Below are 17,159 nucleotides of genomic sequence, written 5' to 3' on the forward strand. Positions count from 1 at the left end.
TGGTTAGAAGTTCACAAGTTTCAGATCGTCCGAAACCTGATGCTCTTCAAAAACCTCACCGACTCTCGTGGAGATTACATCAAGCCCGCCCAGAAGGTTTTCAACTCCCGCAGCCGAAGGAGAGGGCGTGCCGGGCAAATCAGACAAGGCAGCGGCCATCAGGTCCGCGTCCGGATATCGGTCGATCGGCAGGACCTTCAAAAGACCGCTCTGTTCAGCGCGTTCCGCTCTGATCGCCTGTTCGCGGCGAGGAATGACCCTCGGGACCATCAGCGTCGGTTTGTCGAAGGACAGGATCTCGCAGAATGTATTGTAGCCGCCCATGCCGACGATTGCGGTAGCATTGGCAAGATAGGGTTCGATCTGTGGGGTGAAGCGGATGATTTCCACATCCCGCAAATGTTCGGCACGTTCACTGAACTGCGCGGCGGCCGCTGCCGGCATGAAGGGGCCGAGAACAATCAAAGCAGGAAAGAGGGGGCGCTGGCGGGCTTCGTAGGCACGCATGACCCAGTCAACCATTTCCACTCCGTCGCCACCACCACCCGGTGTCACAAGGATGTAGGGCTCTTCGCCGAAGGGCGTTGGGGCTGGTTGTTCGCTGGCGGACTGAGGCAGGTCTCGGCGCAGATAGCCCGTGTAACGCAGCTTTTCCGAAACGCCGTCCGGAAGTTCCAGGCCTTCCAAAGGGTCGCAGATATCTTCCGGGCCATAGACCCAGATCTCGTCGTAGAGATCTTTCAGTGCCGGATAGACATTTTTACGATCCCACTCTTCACGCAGGACCTCCGGATCATCCATGACATCACGCAAACCGAGCACGAGCCGTGTGTCTGTATCCTTCAAGGCTTCCAGAGTTCCGAGTACTTCACCACGCAGGCCGAGCGGCTCCTTGTCGACGATGAAGATGTCGGGTTCAAAAACCTTGGCCGTGTGTTCAATGATGGAAGAGCGGATCGCCAGCGTCTGGTCGATGTTGATATGGAGGGAAAGGGGGGTGTACTCACCGTTGCGCAGCTTGATCACCCCGGGGATGCGGACAAAATCCACACGGGAGCGGAACTCGAAACTGCCGATAATCGGCGAGCCGGACAGAATCAGGACGGAAAGAGTGTCGAAATCACCGACGAGGGATTGGGCAATCGCACGGCAACGTCTGAGATGGCCAAGACCAAACGAGTCATGGCTGTAAATCAGAATCTTCGGCGTCTTGGAACTCATACTGCCCCTAAATTTGTAAAGATGCTCCGCGGAGCTTATGTCTCAAGTTGTTAGTCTTTGTCACGCCTTGAAATCACTTGGAACATGACTTTTGACAAGGAACGGTTTCAAAGTGCTTGTGGCTAATGCTAATCCCGGCTAGCGCATCGAATTGGGATCGTTAATATACCAAAAATGATCTGCTTGAACATAATTGATCCTTATCTGTTTGGATGAACTAATGGAAAAAAGCCTTTTTCGCTTTATCTGGAAGTACAGTTCCCGTCAGCAGATCTTCATCCTCATGGTCACCGTGCTCACTTATCCGGTGGTCTATTTCCTGCTCGAGTTGCCGAAACTGATCGTCAACGACGCGGTTCAAGGGGATAACTTTCCCCGCAATGTCATTGGATTCGATTTCGACCAGATACCGTATCTGGTGCTGCTGTGTTTTACCTTTCTCGGGCTTGTGGTCGTCTCGAACGGTCTGAAATTCTACTTGAACGTTTACAAGGGACGGCTGGGCGAGCGCATGCTGCGTCGCCTGCGTTTCGAGCTTTTTCAGCGGGTCTTAAGGTTCCGTTTGCCGCATTTCCGTAAAGTCAGTTCTGGTGAAATCATTCCAATGATCACCTCGGAAGTTGAAGACGTCGGTGGTTACATCGGTGAAGCCTTTGCGCTTCCGGCTTACCAGGGTGGCATGCTGGTCGTGCAGCTCGGCTTCATCTTCATGCAGGATCCGTTGCTGGGTCTTGCCGCGGTCAGTTCCTATCCTATCCAGGGCTATGTCATCCCGATGCTTCAGAAGAAGGTCGTTCTTCTGTCGCGGAAACGGGTCAAGAACGTGCGCCTGATTGCGGACAAGGTGGGTGAAAGCATCACCGGTGTTGCTGAAATTCACGCAAACGATGCGGCAGCCTGGCACTCGGCGGATATCTCCGATCGCCTCTATGAGAACTTCAAGATCCGCTACGAGATCTTCAACCGCAAGTTCCTCATCAAGTTCCTGAACAATTTCATGAACCAGCTGACGCCGTTCTTTTTCTACCTGATCGGCGGGTACCTGGTGATTGAAGGCAACCTGAGTATCGGGGCGCTTCTGGCTGTTATTGCCGCCTACAAGGACCTGGCCGGTCCCTGGAAACTGCTTCTGTCCTTCTACCAGATGACGGCCGACGTCAGCGTGAAGTACCAGACAGTTGTAGAGAACTTCGATCCGCAGGACATTTACGATACGGACCGCCTGACATCGGACGACACAGTGGAGTTGAGCGGTGATGTCAGGTTCGAGCATGTCAGCTTTTCCGGTGGTGCTGCGGGTCAGGAGGTCATGGACATCAATCTGTCTGTGCCTGCTGGCACGGCCTGCGCAATCGCCGGTCCTGATGGGTCGGGACGCTCGGAAGTGCTGCAGCTGGCGGCTGGATTGGTGTCAGCGTCGTCCGGGAAAGTCTTCATCGGTACGCATGATCTCGACAAGCTCACCGATTCCACGCTTGGCCGGGAAATCGCTTATGTCGGCGGAGCGGTTCATGTCTGGACAGGCACCATCCGTGACAATCTTTACTACGGCCTGCGTCACAGGCCTTTGATCCCACCGGAACGCGATGGCGATGAGCTCAAGCTTTACAAGCGGCGCGTTAATGAAGCCAACCAGACGAAGAACCCCGTGTACGACCTCGCGGCGGACTGGGACGACCTGCAGGCAGCCGGCGTTGCCAATGAAGAGGGGCTTGACGAAAAAGCGTTGGAGTTGCTCGAGGCGGTAAAGCTCGACAACGACATCTATCGGCTTGGATTGCAGTCGCGTTTTGATCCGTCAATGAACGACACGTTCGCGGAACGAATTCTGAGCGTTCGCAAGAACCTCGCAGGCCGTATCGCCAACGAACCTGCACTCAATGGCCTCGTGGAGCTCTGGAACAGGGACAACTTCAACGCCAGCGCAAGTCTGGCCGACAACCTGTTCTTCGCGGTTCCTTCCGACCCGGAAATCACGATGGACCAGGTTCCCGACCTGGAGGAAGTCAAGACCTTCCTTTCCGAGACCGGGTTTGACCAGAAGCTGCAGCAGATCGGTCTCAAGATTGCCGAAACGATGCTGGAGCTGTTTTCCAACGTGTCCGGAGACAGCGGGCTTCTCGGGTCCTATTCCTTCATCAATCAGGATGAACTGCCCGAGTTTGAGCGAATCGTTCGAATCGCCAAATCGGGTCAGACGCGCCCAGGGTTGACGGACGCCGACCGGTCAAGGTTGACAGGACTTGCCTTCAAGCTGGTTCCCGCCCGCCATCGTCTTGGGGTCATGACCGATGAGCTCAAGGACGAGATTATCGGCGCTCGAAAGCGTTTCCTGGAAAGTGTCGTCAAGACCAGCGACAGCTTCGTTGCCTTCGACCCGGATGTCTATCTGCCTCCGCTCACCATCGAAGATAACCTTCTGTTTGGCCGGGCGCGCGTCGACAGGCGCGATGCAAGGCGCCGAATTGATGACGTCATTCGCACAATCGTGGAAGAAACGGGTCTCAGGCGCCCGATCATTTATGCCGGTTTTGGATACCATGTCGGTGTATCCGGCTCCAGGTTGTCTGCAGGGCAACGCCGTAGAATTGCGCTGGTGCGCGGCTTACTTAAAAACGCAAAAATCACTATATTGGATGATATTGCTACGGGAATGACTGAAGACGATAAAGTTTTGCGCAATGATTTAAGGCAAATCTTGTCAGGAAAGACTTTCCTATACGGCACATCCAACGCCGATATTGCTGCCGAATTCGATCAGCGCTTTGTTTTGGATCAGGGCAGGATTTCAGATAAGGAATAGTAATATGAAGGAATGCTTGGAGAAGCAGGGGAGCTGCGGGCTCCGATTGCTAGGTCCAATGAAAATGTGCCAGAAGAAGCAGGGAGGAAAATATGACACTTGAAACCGAAGTCGAAGCCCTCCGCAAGGTGCCGTTGTTCCACGGAATCGACGAAACCAAATTGCGGCTTCTGGCGTTTATCAGCGACCGGACCGAGTACCCTTCAGGCGAGCGCCTATGCTCTCAGGGAGAAGAGGGCGATTGTGCCTTCATCATCTTGCACGGAGCCGCAGACGTTCTCGTGAACACGCCGGAAGGCGAGAAGAAAGTTGCTCAGGTCTCCGAGAATTCCATCGTGGGTGAAATCGCCATTCTTTGCGATGTTCCGAGAACAGCAACCCTTGTCGCAGCGAACAACATGGATGTCCTGACTGTTTCAAAAGATGATTTTTTGAAACTATTGAAAGAATTTCCGGATATATCATTGGAAGTTATGCGGACTTTGGCACTAAGACTGGAGCGCACAACCCGGGATCTGGCTGACGCTCGTCGAGGAGCGGCCGGCGATTAGGGAGTAACACGTGGCAGATGAATTTTCGCTTCGTTGCTGGGGCGTAAGAGGGTCTACTCCAACACCAGGGGCAAGCACGCTTCGTTATGGGGGCGAAACTTCGTGCTTTGAAATCCGGGCCGGTGATGCACTTGTTTTGGTGGATTGCGGCTCTGGAGCGCGTAACCTTGGTATGGAGCTTTGCAAGTGCAAGGCCCGTTCGTTCGATCTGCTGTTCACGCATACTCACCTGGACCACATTTGCGGCCTGCCTTTTTTCAAACCCGCTTACGATCCCAATTTTGAAGTGACTGCCTGGGCTGGTCATTTCCAGGACGAGACCAGTCTGGTGGACATCGTCAGCCGGATCATGTCACCTCCGATTTTCCCGGTCGCGGCGAAGACCCTGAAAGCTGTCGAATTCAAGACATTTACTGCTGGCGGACAGATCCCGCGCGATGACGATCTCGTCATTCGCACCACCAGGCTCAATCACCCGGGAGGTGCTTGCGGGTTTCGCTTTGAATATCACGGTAAATCGATTTGCATCATAACCGATCACGAGCATGGCGATCCGGAAATCGATTCCGAACTGCCGGAATTCGTTCAGGGGGCAGACATCATGATCTATGATGCCATGTTCACTGACGACGAATACAAGGCTTACAAGGGGTGGGGGCATTCGACCTGGCAGAAGGCCGTGCAGCTCGCCCGGGAAGGCCATGTCAAAACGCCGGTGCTTTTCCACCACGATCCGCGCAGGTCGGATGACGAACTCGACGAGATCGGTCTCGCTGCCCAAAACGCCTATCCAGGCACGTTGGTAGCAAGTGAAGGGATGATCCTGAAGCCATAGACGGCAAGGATAGTGATCAGGACACCTTCAGGATAAAAAAAGGGCGGCCCAAATGGCCGCCAAAAAAATCTATACAGTTAAAAAATTGATCGCCGTCGGATGCAGGAATGCGGGGTTCCTATGAACGCGTCCGAAAAACAGCTGCTTGCGACTTGAAAAAACACCACACGCGGCCGCCAAATACGATCAATAGTTGTTTACAAGGTGTATACATTAATTGCATGGTCCATTTGGACTATGTCTGACATAAAATTGTCGGTTGCAGGCGGGAAAACGCCTTTTTGCGCTGCAATTTAAACTGGCCGCGAAGGGGGTAAAGTGGTCGTTGCCGCGGAAAAGTATATTCATTTGACCAACCTGGCGGTTGCAGCTGCCATGGATCCGGCCAAATGGCAAAGATTTCTGGACGAGCTGGGTCGCGTGCTGGGTACCCACATCTGTACGCAGCTAATTGGATACGATCAGCTGACCAAAGCGGCACCTCTGGCCTATTCCTCCGGCTACGACCCTGCGATCCTGCAACTTTACGAAACCCACTACGCCGACAAGAATCCCTTTGCCGCAAATTTCTCGAAATGTGCGATCGGAGGTGCGATCTCTACAGACGAGTTGTGTGAAACCAGTGCGCTGAAGAAGACGGACTTCTACGCCGACTTACTCCGGCCCATGGAGGACATTTATGGTGGAGGCGGATCGATGCTTGCCTTCGATGCCGACCGGATGTTCCTGATCGGTGGAAACCTGCGCGCAACGGATCGGGAAAAGTACGAGCAGGAGTGGCTGCAGCTTTGCGTTCGGTTGGCACCTGTCATTCGCCAGTCGCTGGAAATCAATCGCACTATTTCGGGTCTGTCCTTCGAGAAATGGGCAGCAGAGCGGCATTTGCTCGGCTCGGGAACCGCAATTTTTGTGGTTGATCCGACAATGATCATCCACTTCGCCTGTGCTGAGGCACACAAACTGCTTGCCAAGGGGAACCTTGTTGGCAACGTTATCAATCGCCGGCTGCAATTTCGGTCTGAACAGGCTCACAGTCAGTTTACCGCCTTCGCGCGTGAGCATGCGCGTCAAAATCCGAACGTCTTCAAGAATTTGCGATTAAAAGATGACAGCGGACAGAGCTGGTCTTGCCGGGCAATGGGCGTCCGCCTTGGCGACCTTGACGACACGCCTTTCGGCGCGTTTCTGACAAAGTCCATTTCGGCAATTCTTCTGGCGATCAAGCCGGAAGAAAGCGAAGGCACTTTTCAGGAAAAACTACAGAAAGAGCTCGGATTAAGCCCGGCAGAAGCGTCTTCCGCGCTCCTGCTTGCGGAAGGGCAAACGCCAGCGGAGATAGCAGACAGCCGCCGGGTCAGCGTTTACACAGTCAGAAATCAGGTCAAGTCAGCGTTGACGAAGTCCGGGTGCCGTCGACAAAGCGAGCTTGTACGCAAAGTGGAACAGCTCCGCCAGCAAGCAGCGCTTTAGCGTTTGAATACCCAAGAAACCCGTAGTGCATCACGAGCGGTCACATTCGCGCGCACCTTGTTGCGCAATTGGGATTAACAGGTGAAACTCCAGTCACCTTTGGGATCCAGGGTCTGTTCAGCGTTCATGGATGATGGTTGACTGGGGCAGTGTTCCGGCTCAAGCGCAATGTTTCGGAAGCGCTTCCAGTCGTTGCCTGGCAGCCGCGGGAACAGCGGGTGCGCCGACCCATCAGGTGACATGAAGGATCAGGAACCCGAAGAGCCAGTGTTCCGGCGCAGGCCGCAACAGCAACCACAAGAACGACCAACTCGGATCACAATGAGCACATTTAGGAATTCCTTGCGCTACATCCTCCACGGCGGCCCTCCGGAAAACGGAATTCCGGACCGGGTGCGCACCGAAATCCGTTCGAGAGAAGCATCTTCCGAGCGGTTGATCAGTTGGGTTCAGCTTGGGTTGGTGCTGTTTTTCACGACGCTTTACGCAATTGCTCCGCGTGCCGAAGGGGCTTCCGGCTTTAATTTCGTGCCAATTGCGCTTGGCGCATATTTCCTGTTCACCGTGCTGCGATTGGTTCTTTCCTACCGGTTTGAGTTGCCGCAGTGGTATCTCCTGATCTCCATCGGTGTCGACATGGCGCTTCTGGTCGGCCTGATCTTTTCCTTTCACATCCAGTATGACCAGCATCCCGCGTTTTATTTGAAAACCCCGACGCTGATGTACGTGTTCATTTTCATTGGATTGAGAGCGCTCCGGTTTGATCCGCGTTTCGTTCTGACGACGGGGCTTGTCGCTGTCGCGGGATGGCTCGGTTTGGTTTTTTATGCCGCCTTTGCCGATATGGACCACATGCGAGTGACCCGGAATTATGTTGAATATCTGACCGGAAACTCAATCCTCATCGGCGCTGAGTTGGACAAGACCATGGTTATCTTCACGGTGACCATCATTCTCTCCGTAGCGCTTTACCGAGGCAGGTCCATGTTGTTCGAGGCCACACGCGACCATGCTGCGGCATCAGACTTGAGACGGTTTTTTGCACCTGAAGTTGCCGCTTCGATCACGGACGCGGATACCGAACTGCAGGCGGGCGAGGGGAGCCAACGGGAAGCTGCAATACTTTATGCCGACATTCGCTCCTTCACCTCAACCTCGGCGAAACTGCCGCCGGAAATCGTTCTGGCTGTGCTGGCCGAATATCAGAATCTCGCCGTTGAAGTGATCAACCAGGAGGGCGGTCGTGTCGACAAGTTTCTGGGAGACGGAATTCTGGCAACTTTCGGTGCGGTTCATCCATCCGACACCTATGCGGCAGACGCTCTGAGGGCGGCATCCAGGCTTGTAAGCAGCGTTGAAGCTGACCAGCACCGGTTCCGGGCAGCCGGTTGGCCGGGGCGGTTGCGCATTGGAACCGCAGTCGCAGCCGGTCCGGTGACTGTTGGCGTCATCGGCTCCAAGAACAGGCTTGAATTCACGGTCATTGGAGACGCTGTCAATCGGGCAGCGAAATTGGAAGACGCCAACAAGGAGCAGAACTCCTCCTCGCTGACCGACAGAGTTACCTGGGATCTGGCCTGTACCCAGGGTTATCAGATTGAAGACATCGAAGCTCGACCGAGCACAATTGTCGCCGGGATGAACAATCCTGTCGATCTGGTCGTTCTTGCAAGCTGAGCGTCCTGATACTCATTGCTGTTTCCTGCTGAGCTCAGCCCACGAAAATGCTTGACCCGGCACGATTTCTCAGCCAATTTGCTCCTCAAATTGACCTTATCGTCAAGTGAGGTGATAAAACTTATTGATATCAATAAGTTGAAATCTTGGAGTCGTTAAATGAAGCTGGATTCAAGTCTTTCCGCAGTTGTTACCGGAGGAGCATCCGGCCTCGGGGCAGCAACCGCTCGCATGTTGGCTGGAGAAGGCGTCAAGGTGACGTTGTTCGACCGCAATGCGGACCAGGGCAACGCCGTTGCAAACGAGATCGGTGGTGTTTTCGCAGATGTCGATGTGACTGACCAGGCAAGCGTCGAAGCGGGATTTGAGAAAGCGCGGAGTGCCCATGGGCAGGAGCGCATTCTGGTCAACTGTGCCGGTATTGCTCCGGTCGCCAAGACGACTTCCCGCGGTGAAGCGCATCCAATCGATATGTTTGAAAAGGTCGTCGCAGTGAACCTGATTGGTTCTTTCCGTTGCCTGTCTATTTCTGCGACTGGAATGGCTGCGCTGGACCCGGTCACAAGCGACGGTGGCCGTGGCGTTATCGTATCGACAGCATCAGTTGCAGCATTCGATGGCCAGATCGGACAGGTCGCATACGCTGCTTCCAAGGCAGGCGTTGCGGGAATGACCCTTCCGGTCGCCAGGGACCTTTCCAAGTCCGGCATCCGTGTCATGACCATTGCACCTGGAATATTCGAAACGCCCATGTTGCTGGGGTTGTCGCAGGAAGTTCAGGATTCGCTTGGTCAGCAGGTGCCGTTCCCCTCGCGTCTTGGCAAGGCTGTTGAATATGCCCGGCTGGTGCAGGCCATTTGCGAGAACGACATGCTCAATGGCGAGACCATCAGACTGGACGGAGCCATCAGGATGGCGCCGCGCTAAAAACGGGTAAGATTTGGTCCAAGGATATTGGCGGCGATCCGGGCGTCCGGTGCTGCCAGCTCCACTAAAGTCTTTTAGAGCTGCACTTTTTCACATCTACCCATCTGTTTCCTTTTTGTCTTACGTTGCGTAATCTTGTCGTCGGGGGAGCGCAATAAGGATTGAAGGGGGAGAGGTATGGTTGAACAAGTGCATGAACTTGCGCCCCATCACCTGCCGATTTTCATACCATCCATTGATGGCAGCGATCCTTTGATGACGGTCATGCTGACCGCGCTCATCCTGGGCGTCGTGTTGTTGGGGACGTTCTATCTGCACCTGCATTCCTTGCCGGAACGACTGGCGCACAAGCACGGGCGAATGCAGTTTGAGTTGGTCGCGGTCCTCGGACTTCTGGCTCTGTTTACGCACAACAACATCTTTTGGGTGGCGGCACTTCTCCTGGCTTTCATTCAGCTGCCGGATTTTGCAACGCCCATCGGCACAATCGCAGACTCGCTCAACCGGATTGCCAACCGTTATGACGGAACGGGACATCAAGACTCTGTGGAGCAGGAAGTCGAGATAGAAATCGAGGCAACCGAAGAGGTGTTGTCACCAGAGGCTTCAGTTGTCGCTGAAACCGTCCCGGAGACGCGGACCTCCGTGGATGCTCCTACATCTGCCACCGAGAAGAAAGACGGATAGATGTTCGAGCTTATCTTCTGTTCTCTTCTGACGATATTGCCCGACTATCTGATCCGCCGCTATGTACAGGGCAAGCGCATTGGCCGTGAGATTACGCTGTATTCGGTGTGGTATGAGCTTCGCTATGGCATCGTCACGTGCCTGATGCTCACGGTCTCTCTCATCACGCTCATTTTCTATTTCCACCCGACCGCCACAAGTGCGGTCTCCACGTTCCGGACGATCCCAATCCTTCCCGAGGGGTCTGGCCGGGTGGAGGAAATCTTTGTCGCCAACGAACTGGAAACGGAAATCAAAGCTGGCGATCCGATTTTCCGGTTGGACAGCAGCCGACAGGAAGCCGATGTCACCACAGCCAAACAGCAAATCGCTGAAGTGAAAGGCGAGATTGCTCTCGCCCAGGGTGAACTGGCCGTGGCCGTGGCCCAGGTTAACGAAGCCGAGGCTTCGCTCAAGCAGGCGCAGGATGAACTCGATACGCGCCAGGAACTGATGGATCGTAACGCGAATGTCGTCAGCGAAAGGGACATCGAGAAGCTGGAAAACACCGTGGCGGCCCGTCAAAGCGCTCTTGAAGCAGCACAGGCGAACAAGGAGCTGATCGAAACCAAAATCAATGTTTCACTGCCTGCCAGTTTGAGCAGTGCGGAGGCGCGTCTGGACGAGGCGGAGGTCGAACTGGGAAAAATGACCGTTTACGCGGGTGTCGACGGTTCTATCAGTCAGTTCGTGCTGAGGCCGGGGGATATCGTCAATCCGCTCATGCGACCGGCAGGTATTCTCATTCCGGCGGATGCCCAGCAGGAGCGGATAGTTGCCGGTTTCGGTCAGATCGAGGCACAGGTTCTGAAGCAGGGTATGGTGGCGGAGGCGTTTTGCCCTGCGGTTCCGTTCACGATCATTCCGCTGGTCATCACTGAAGTGCAAACGCAAATCGCTTCCGGGCAGGTCAGCACCGGTAGCCAGCTCTACGACACGAGTGAGGCGGTAAAGCCGTCGACGATAACAACGATCCTCGAGCCGCTTTATGAGGATGGCTTTGACCGGTTGCCCCCCGGGGCCGTCTGTACCGTCAATGCCTATACCAGCAACCACGAACGTCTGACATCGGGTGAACCACTCAGCACCGGGCAATTTGTTTATCTTCATGCGATCGATACTGTCGGTCTGGTACATGCGATGCTGTTGCGAATTCAGGCGTTGTTGTATCCGATCCAGACACTGGTTCTGTCAGGCCACTAAGGACTTTCGGACGAGAACGGGCGGCTGCAAGCCGCCCGTATCTTGTCAGTATTCGTAGGCCACCACCTCAAATTCGATCCCGTCGTCGTCATCGAAATAGAACCGGCGTCCGGGCTCGTAATCACCATGGTTGCGGGTGACATACCCGCTTTTCTTGATGCGAAGCTCGGCGGCGTCCAGGTCGTCGACGACAACGGCAATGTGATTGAGGCCGCCATGCTGGCTATAGCTTTCGCCTTTGACAGGTGTCGTTGAATGAGCGGGGGTATACGCGGCGATGTAGCTGGTATCGTTGCCTATGTGATAGGTGGTGCCACCGCCAAGGCTTGCACCTTTCCAGCGAATTTCCCAACCGAACCAATCCTTCAGCCGCTTCGCTGTGGCTTCGGGGTCACTGACTGTGACGTTTACGTGTTCCAGAAAAGTCGTGCTCATGTCTTGTCCTCTCAAGTTTGACTTAAGCCGGACACTGGAGATAATTCTTCAAGTTAAGTTGAGGTCAAGAGGGAAAATATCAAATTTTGAAAAAGGTTATGAAAGGCAGTGATCTCCTGACCATTGGAGAACTCGCTGAGCGGACGGGCCTCTCGGTGTCCGCCATCCGGTTTTACGAAGAAAAAGGGCTGGTTCATCCAACGCGAAACCAGGGTGGGCAACGGCGATTTTTGAGAGCCGATATCCGCCGGCTGTCGTTTGTCCTTGTCTCACAGGAGTTCGGGTTCACGATTGGCGAGATCGCAACGCAACTTGCCCGGTTGCCGGAAAACATGGCGCCGACAAAGGCAGACTGGACGCGCATCAGTAAAGAATTCCGCGGTCATTTGGACCGGCGGATCGAACGCATGACGGCCCTGAGAAACAAACTGGATGCGTGTATCGGATGTGGTTGTCTCTCCATGAAGTCCTGCCAGCTCTACAATGCGGGCGATGCTGCCTCCCGGCATGGCAGAGGTCCGCGTTATCTGCTTGGCGACAGACCGGACGTGGAGGAAGTGAAGACGCCTACCAAACGGTCCTGACAGCAAATGTTCCAATGACTTGTGTTGGTTGGCCGAGTTCGTCGGATTTTTTTCCATTTTGAAATCAGATTGTTGGTCAAAATCGCCTGTCGGAGATGACGGTCGTTGGAGGCCTTGTCATCCAACGATCATAAGAGTGTCATCGTTCGGCAATGCAGTCATCGATATGGGTCTTGTTGCGGCCTCGCGCGCGCTTTTGTAGCCATCCTGTGGAGAGCAATCATGACCGACACCAAAAAAGAAGATTTGTCCTGGGACGAATGGGACGAACTGGTTCGTCCGACAGATGAAACAACCGACTTCGATCGTATCGTGGAAGCGGGATTGTCCCGTCGCGGTTTCCTGGGCGGCCTGGTTGCCTTCGGTTCAGGGGCCGCGGCAATGGGTGTCGGCACCAACTTGCTTAACTCGGCATCCGCGCAGGCACAGGAAGCCGGTCGTTTTGCCTTCCAACCCGTCGCAATCGCAACGGATTCGACCGTTCATGTTCCGGAAGGATATACTTGGGACATCCTGGTGAAGTGGGGTGACAAGCTTTTTTCCGACGCAGCTGACTTCGACCACGGCACCGGTGGCGAGGTGGCAACTTCCGATCGGGTCTTCGGTGAAAACACGGACGGAATGGAACTGTTTGTCATCGGCGACAAACAGGTGATCGCTGTCAACCACGAGTACGTCAATCCGAAAATCAATCTGCCGCATGCCGAAGAAGGCAAGCCGCAATCCGCCGAGGACGTTCGGAAACTGCAGAATCTCCAGGGTGTGGCGGTTATGGAAGTTGCCGAAGGCGCAGATGGTTGGCAGGTCGTTGTTGATAGCCCGCTCAACCGCCGCATCACCCACTCAACTCCGATGAAATTGTCCGGACCGGCTGCAGGTCATGACCTTCTTAAAACTGCTGCGGACCAGACCGGTACCCGGTCACTCGGCACGTTCAACAATTGCGGTGCCGGTAAAACGCCATGGGGTACCTATCTAACCTGTGAAGAAAACTTCAACGGCTATTTCGGCTCCTCCGATGAGAACTTTCAGGTTCCGGACGATTTCAAGCGCTATGGGATCGGACTGGAAAGCCGCTACGACTATCAGAAGTTTGATGAGCGGTTCGACATCTCCAAGAACGTCAACGAGCCGCGTCGCGCGGGGTACATCGTTGAAATCGACCCGAGCGATCCGGCTTCAACGCCGGTGAAGCGGACTGCGCTTGGCCGGTTCAAGCATGAAAACGCCGCCTGTGCGTTGGCCCGTGACGGACGTGTCGTTGTCTATATGGGCGACGATGAACGCGGTGAGTTCCTCTACAAATATGTTTCCGATGACGCTTATGTTCCAGGCTCACCGACTGACAGTCTGCTCGACAAGGGGACATTGTATGTTGCCAGGTTCAATGACGATGGCACAGGTGAATGGCGTCCGCTGACAGAAGAAACAACGGGGATGAGCCCGGCCGAGATCTGTATTTTCAGTCGCGTTGCAGCTTCAAGCGTTGGCGCCACCACCATGGATCGGCCGGAGTGGGTTGCCGTAAATCCGGTGGCGGTCGAGGCGTATTGCGCCCTGACGAACAACAAGAACCGTGGTGTCAAGCCGAATGCCGGCGGTGACGAAACGCCCGTCAACGGTCCCAACCCTCGCGAGAAGAACCATTACGGACAGATTGTCCGCTGGTATCCGGAAAACGACGATCACATCGATCCCAAATTCAAGTGGGACTTGTTCGTGATGGCCGGTAACCCGGAGGTTCACAAAGACGCGTATGCCGGATCGCAGAACATCAACTCCGGGAACATGTTCAATTCACCGGACGGCATGATGTTCGACACAACGGGTCTGTTGTGGATCCAGACCGACGGCAATTACAAGAACGAAGAAGACTTTGCCGGCATGGGCAACAACCAGATGCTGGTTGGAGACCCGGTAACCGGCCGGATCGAACGGTTCATGACTGTTCCTTACGGTGCAGAGGTGACTGGCATCACCTGGTCAGCGGACAAGCGGACGCTCTTTGTCGGCATTCAGCACCCGAAGGCTCCGTTCCCGGACGGGGAGGGCAAGCTGGCTAGGTCATCGATTGTTTCAGTCAAGCGTGCAGATAACGCCAGGATCGCATAAGTCCGCCTACACCAGTGTTGAAGCGCGCCGGCATGCCGGCGCGCTTTGCCCTTTCCTGGGGGAATGGGCCATGTGATCAGCGGTTATCGAGTTGGGAACGTACTCGTTTCAAACCCAATTGCGTGATCCGATAGGGACCGCTGTTTTTTGACGAAATGAGGCGTTTGTATTTCAGCTTTCGAAAAAGGTGTACTGAGCACCCGCCCCAATACCAACCGTCACGCGTTACGGTTTCCTGATTTATGATACGGCCGTCCTCGTCCTTTTCCACGAGGATATAGCCGCCTTGAGCCAGCAGGTGCAAAACCCGCTGCTCGGCTTTGGAAATGTCCATTGATTTTGAGAAGCCTGAATTTAGATGCAATTCCGCAGCCACCACAGCAAATCGCATGTGGCGCTGTAATGCATGACCCCAGCTGGTATCAGCCGGGGATTACCGGGACTCGCGTGATCCGCGCATAAAACCTCTCTATCAGACGCGGCGCCTATAGCATGGCGTCTCGAGGTCGGCAATCATTGGAGAGGTGGTAGCGAAAGACTGCGGAAGAGATTTCCTGCCTTGTTGCAGTTTTGCTTCAAGTGAGAAAGTCGAAAAGCATGCGTTGGAAGTTTGGAGAGCTTGCAATCAGCTGCGCTCTGCTGGCCAGTACCCGTTTTCCGGATTGCGGGAAACAGCAACGGCTGTCACATCCTCAGAACCGCAGGTTCCGCATCGAAGAGACTGGCTCAGGGAAGAAACCTTTTGGTCCTGGGAAAACTTGGCGCAATTCATGTATCGAAAGCGGCCACAGTAACCGCAAAGAATTGCCAGCCTTCTATCGGACTTGCTGAGAGCATCTACGGTTGGGTCGTCGGATGGAATAGATTTGAGTAAAGCCATGATTAAAACAACTTAATTGAAATAACGTCTGCCTCTCTCGGCAGTTTGTCCAAAATACAGGTCCTGAACAGATTAACACAATGTGCTCGAAAACAAAATGGGCACTACTTTGGTGAGCGCCAAGTCAGGTTGTTGGACGAATTTCATTATTTGTAATGACTTGTCGCCAAAGTTCAGGGTTGTGGTCGAGGTCTGATGCTCGTTCTGGAGTGACCGGCACAACTTTATGCCGCGTTGGTTTCCATTGAAGAGACTGGAAAATCGCTCGATTTTTCGTCGGGCCAACGATAAGAGAGGAGCATGATGAACTTCTCTGATACTTGGATTGATCTGTTCGGCTTGTCCGGTCTGCTGAACCCGTTCGCACTGTTGATCGGCGGATATCTGGGATGGCGCGCCGACAATTCGCGGAAACTCTGGATCGCGGGTTTCGCGGCGGCTGTTCTTTCCCTGATTCTGGAAGCTGCCGTCGGTCTGCTCCAGTTGCCGCACCCGATTTCTCAGGATGCGGGCGCCCTGGCGATGTTTCCGTTCAGATTTGTCGGAGGCGTTGTGGCCGGGAGCCTGACCTATTGGCTCAACCGGCGCCGATCCCGAAGCTGAACCGTCTCTGCTGCTGAAGAAGTCAGTTGTCGAGCCAGCTGTTGAACAGCTCGGCATTCGGGCATTCAGGCAATGCCCTTTGTGCCCCATTTGGGTGTTCCTCGAGCCATTTCATGCAGGTGCCAGATTCACGGCAATTTATGCATCGGACTGCAGCCGCTCTCAAGTCAATGTCTGCCTGGGTTCCGGCGGGAACATTCTCCATCGCGCCGATTGTTTCAAGCATGCGGCCCATCAACTCGGCGCGCTCGTTAAGGCGATCCATCCAGTTCACTCGGTCACTCCTTCTTCCGGGCGGTTCCGGGGAAGTTTCGGCACAGCTCTTTTTGGTTTCTTTCCGGTCGGTGCTTTCATCAAAGCCGGCGAATGCGGCACACTATGCGCTGAATGGGACGGGGGAGCTTTGATCAGTATCAACAGGTGGTCTTTGCAGGGTGAGGGAAACGGACCATACTTGAGGCTTCTGATTCCTTTGTGGCGCTCGATCATACCCGCTGAAATCTTTGGTCCCGGGTAGGGTCCGGACACCTGGAGATGGGTGATGGTCGATACCGTGAGCGCACAGCCGCTTCCCCCAAATTCCGGCGGTTCTGCCGTTGTTCCCAAACTTGAGCCCGGTTCTGAGCTTCACGCCAAAGTGGAAGCGAACCTGCCGGGAGGTGTCGTGCGCCTGGCAACGGCGGACGCCAAACTTGACCTGCGCATACCCCAACCACTTCCCGTTGACTCAGAGGTCACGATCACGGTTTCCGGCACCAAGCAACAGCCGGAGATCCAGCTCTCAACGGTCAAGGCCCAATCCACACCCCAATTGGGAACGGGGCCACAAACGCAGACAGGTTCAACGACAGCGGGACAGGTACAACAAAAACCTGTGCAATCCGGATCACCTCAAGCCCATGCTACCTACAGACCGGCACCAGTCGTTGCCAGCTTGGTGCAGGCATTGGACGGGACCACTCAATCGCCACCGCAAGGTGCTTCCTCTCCGGGCGGCACATCGGGCGTTGAAGGGCAGGCAGGCAGGGTTTCTGCTACACCAGCACCAGTGTCCGGTAACTCGCAGCCTCAACCCACAGCTCCCCAAACACCGCCCACCGCATCCGGGACACCAGTGGCCAAAACGGTTGGA

The 17,159-nt window shown here is 54.8% G+C and carries 15 protein-coding genes; 11 read left to right on the forward strand and 4 right to left on the reverse strand.

Features of this window, described 5'->3' with window-relative positions:
- Positions 1–3: 3 nt before the first annotated feature.
- Positions 4–1,221 carry a glycosyltransferase family protein gene (locus ABLO27_RS01190; protein ID WP_353029957.1) on the reverse strand — a complete coding sequence of 406 codons (1,218 nt, stop codon included), beginning with the start codon at positions 1,219–1,221 and terminating at the stop codon, positions 4–6.
- 220 nt (positions 1,222–1,441) lie between these two features.
- Between ABLO27_RS01190 and ABLO27_RS01195 the strand changes: the two genes are divergently transcribed.
- The 8 genes from ABLO27_RS01195 (at position 1,442) to ABLO27_RS01230 (ending at position 11,413) form a co-directional block, all read left to right on the forward strand.
- The gene (locus ABLO27_RS01195; protein WP_353029958.1) at positions 1,442–4,024 is read left to right on the forward strand and encodes an ABC transporter transmembrane domain-containing protein; all 2,583 of its coding nucleotides are present in this window, start codon (positions 1,442–1,444) and stop codon (positions 4,022–4,024) included.
- A gap of 92 nt (positions 4,025–4,116) precedes the next feature.
- Entirely contained in the window at positions 4,117–4,575 is a 459-nt protein-coding gene (locus ABLO27_RS01200) for a cyclic nucleotide-binding domain-containing protein (RefSeq protein ID WP_353029959.1), read from the forward strand.
- 10 nt (positions 4,576–4,585) lie between these two features.
- Positions 4,586–5,410 carry an MBL fold metallo-hydrolase gene (locus tag ABLO27_RS01205; protein WP_353029960.1) on the forward strand — a complete coding sequence of 275 codons (825 nt, stop codon included), beginning with the start codon at positions 4,586–4,588 and terminating at the stop codon, positions 5,408–5,410.
- A gap of 318 nt (positions 5,411–5,728) precedes the next feature.
- Complete coding sequence (locus ABLO27_RS01210; RefSeq protein ID WP_353029961.1) at positions 5,729–6,880, forward strand: helix-turn-helix transcriptional regulator; 1,152 nt, start codon at positions 5,729–5,731, stop codon at positions 6,878–6,880.
- Between the two features lie 321 nt (positions 6,881–7,201).
- Positions 7,202–8,557, forward strand: a complete 1,356-nt coding sequence (locus tag ABLO27_RS01215; RefSeq protein WP_353029962.1) for an adenylate/guanylate cyclase domain-containing protein — start codon at positions 7,202–7,204, stop codon at positions 8,555–8,557.
- Positions 8,558–8,716: 159 nt separating this feature from the next.
- Entirely contained in the window at positions 8,717–9,484 is a 768-nt protein-coding gene (locus tag ABLO27_RS01220; protein ID WP_353029963.1) for an SDR family NAD(P)-dependent oxidoreductase, read from the forward strand.
- A 177-nt stretch (positions 9,485–9,661) separates the two neighbouring features.
- A complete protein-coding gene (locus ABLO27_RS01225; RefSeq protein ID WP_353029964.1) occupies positions 9,662–10,171 on the forward strand; it encodes a hypothetical protein in 510 nt (169 codons plus the stop codon).
- Complete coding sequence (locus ABLO27_RS01230; RefSeq protein ID WP_353029965.1) at positions 10,172–11,413, forward strand: HlyD family secretion protein; 1,242 nt, start codon at positions 10,172–10,174, stop codon at positions 11,411–11,413.
- 45 nt (positions 11,414–11,458) lie between these two features.
- Here the strand turns inward: ABLO27_RS01230 and ABLO27_RS01235 are convergent, their stop codons facing one another.
- Positions 11,459–11,848, reverse strand: coding sequence for a VOC family protein (locus ABLO27_RS01235; protein ID WP_353029966.1), 390 nt, complete (start codon positions 11,846–11,848; stop codon positions 11,459–11,461).
- 98 nt (positions 11,849–11,946) lie between these two features.
- On the opposite strand from ABLO27_RS01235, the gene soxR reads away from it, so the two are divergent.
- Positions 11,947–12,432, forward strand: coding sequence for a redox-sensitive transcriptional activator SoxR (soxR, locus tag ABLO27_RS01240; protein WP_353029967.1), 486 nt, complete (start codon positions 11,947–11,949; stop codon positions 12,430–12,432).
- 222 nt (positions 12,433–12,654) lie between these two features.
- Complete coding sequence (locus ABLO27_RS01245; protein WP_353029968.1) at positions 12,655–14,544, forward strand: PhoX family protein; 1,890 nt, start codon at positions 12,655–12,657, stop codon at positions 14,542–14,544.
- A gap of 76 nt (positions 14,545–14,620) precedes the next feature.
- Here ABLO27_RS01245 and ABLO27_RS01250 read toward each other — a convergent pair whose 3' ends face one another.
- Positions 14,621–14,878 carry a YjhX family toxin gene (locus tag ABLO27_RS01250; RefSeq protein WP_353031659.1) on the reverse strand — a complete coding sequence of 86 codons (258 nt, stop codon included), beginning with the start codon at positions 14,876–14,878 and terminating at the stop codon, positions 14,621–14,623.
- A gap of 846 nt (positions 14,879–15,724) precedes the next feature.
- Here ABLO27_RS01250 and ABLO27_RS01255 point away from each other — a divergent pair.
- The gene (locus ABLO27_RS01255; protein ID WP_353029969.1) at positions 15,725–16,027 is read left to right on the forward strand and encodes a phosphatidylglycerophosphatase; all 303 of its coding nucleotides are present in this window, start codon (positions 15,725–15,727) and stop codon (positions 16,025–16,027) included.
- Between the two features lie 22 nt (positions 16,028–16,049).
- Here ABLO27_RS01255 and ABLO27_RS01260 read toward each other — a convergent pair whose 3' ends face one another.
- Positions 16,050–16,292 carry a DUF6455 family protein gene (locus ABLO27_RS01260; RefSeq protein ID WP_353031661.1) on the reverse strand — a complete coding sequence of 81 codons (243 nt, stop codon included), beginning with the start codon at positions 16,290–16,292 and terminating at the stop codon, positions 16,050–16,052.
- Between the last annotated feature and the right edge of the window lie 867 nt (positions 16,293–17,159).

The organism is Roseibium sp. SCP15 (assembly GCF_040329435.1).
GTDB lineage: Bacteria > Pseudomonadota > Alphaproteobacteria > Rhizobiales > Stappiaceae > Roseibium.